Origin of the sequence: Mesobacillus sp. (assembly GCF_049588175.1) — a bacterium.
GTDB lineage: Bacteria > Bacillota > Bacilli > Bacillales > Cytobacillaceae > Mesobacillus.
In genome coordinates, this window is record NZ_JBAVFI010000396.1 from 1 (window position 1) to 2,080 (window position 2,080).

General features: G+C 47.1%; 2 protein-coding genes. Both read left to right on the forward strand.

Annotated features, from left to right (window positions below):
• The first annotated feature begins 266 nt into the window (after positions 1–266).
• The gene (gene hprK / locus WB217_RS10015; RefSeq protein ID WP_423993020.1) at positions 267–1,202 is read left to right on the forward strand and encodes an HPr(Ser) kinase/phosphatase; all 936 of its coding nucleotides are present in this window, start codon (positions 267–269) and stop codon (positions 1,200–1,202) included.
• A 133-nt stretch (positions 1,203–1,335) separates the two neighbouring features.
• On the forward strand, positions 1,336–2,080 hold a 745-nt coding region (lgt, locus tag WB217_RS10020), incomplete at its 3' end, for a prolipoprotein diacylglyceryl transferase (protein WP_423993022.1).

Genomic DNA, 2,080 nt, shown 5'->3' on the forward strand with positions numbered 1-2,080 from the left:
ACGAGGAGGCTCAGCGCCAGCCCCTAGAAGAATTTGCTTATGAAAAGCCGGCAGTTGGGCTTTTTCATAATTCTTCCGCGGAAAGCGAAGCGCCTGGAATGAAAATCAACAGCCTTGTTTAAAGAGCTTAAAAATATGAAAACACCAGATTCTGATTTTTGCGACCTTATATTTGGTTATTAGTGAAAAAGTGCTAAAATAAAAAGTATTGTTATCATGTGGGAATTTTACTAGCAATTAAACGTTCTATATAAGGAGGAACTTCTTTGTCAAAAGTCCGTACTAAAGACATTATAAAAAAGTTTGATATGGAACTGGTTAGTGGAGAGGACGGCATCAACCGACCGATTACGACGACTGATATTTCAAGGCCGGGACTGGAGATCGCTGGATATTTCGAATATTACCCAGCAGAGCGCCTTCAGCTGCTCGGAAAAACAGAGTTGACGTTCTTTGAAAAATTGGACCCTCGGGACAAAGCTTTCCGGATGGAAAAGCTGTGTACGGATATAACACCGGGTATTATTGTTACACGAGACATGGAAGTGCCGCCAGAATTGATTGAAGCGGCCGAGCGCGAATCGGTGCCCGTTATGAGAACGAAGCAAAAAACAACTAGGGTTTCCAGCCATCTGACAAACTATCTTGAGAGTAAGCTGGCACCGACAACAGCCGTACATGGCGTGCTTGTCGATATTTATGGCATTGGCGTCCTGATTACAGGAAAGAGCGGCGTCGGTAAAAGTGAAACAGCGCTTGAGCTGGTTAAAAGAGGCCATCGTCTTGTTGCGGATGATTGTGTCGAGATCCGCCAGGAGGACATCGGAAACCTTATCGGGAACTCACCGGAATTGATTGAGCATCTCCTTGAGATTCGCGGACTGGGTATTCTCAACGTGATGACTCTGTTTGGGGCAGGGGCTGTGCGAAGCCACAAACGGATTACCCTCATTATCAACCTGGAAATCTGGGACCAAAAGAAGTCATACGACAGACTTGGGCTAGACGAAGAAACGATGAAAATAATCGACACAGACGTAACCAAACTGACCATACCAGTCCGACCAGGCCGAAACCTTGCCGTCATCATTGAAGTAGCAGCAATGAACTTCAGGCTGAAGAGAATGGGCGTCAACGCAGCAGAACAATTCACCAACAGACTATCCGACGTCATCGAAGACGGCGATCAAGACGAAAACTAAAACAGTTTAACGCATTACCGCACTGGGGGTCAGACCCCCGGCACAGCAAAGCGTTAAAGCGGTGGGGGTCTGACCCCCGGCGGTTTAACGTGCTAAAGTGCGAATACTTTTATAGAGAAAAAGGGGAAATGATATGGAGAAGAATATTCAGCCGATTGATCCGATTGCTTTTTCGCTTGGTCCGATCCAGGTGCATTGGTATGGTGTGATCATTGGGACGGGGATTGCGATTGCGTTGTGGCTTGCGATGCGCGAAGGGGAAAAGCGCGGCTTACCGAAGGATATTTTTGCGGATTTGATGCTATGGGCGATTCCAATCGCGATTATCTCAGCAAGACTTTACTATGTAATTTTCGAATGGGAGTACTACAGCCAGTATCCAGCAGAGATTCCGAAGATCTGGAATGGCGGGATCGCCATCCATGGAGCCTTGATCGGTGCGGTCGCTACCACCTACTTTTTCACAAAATCCAGAGGAGTATCCTTCTGGAAGCTTGCCGATATTGCAGCACCAAGCTTGATCCTTGGCCAGGCAATCGGCCGCTGGGGAAATTTCATGAACCAGGAAGCCCATGGCGGGGAAGTGAGCAGGGCATTCCTGGAAAACCTGCACCTTCCAGAATTCATCATCAACCAAATGTACATTAACGGAACCTATTATCATCCGACATTTTTATATGAATCCATCTGGAACATCCTCGGCTTTATTCTGCTGATGTCATTGCGCAGAGTCAATCTTGGCCGCGGAGAAATCTTCCTCAGCTATGTTATCTGGTATTCGATCGGCCGTTTCTTTGTCGAAGGAATGCGGACAGACAGCCTAATGCTGACAGATACACTAAGGATGGCACAGATGATCTCAATCGCCCTCGTACTAC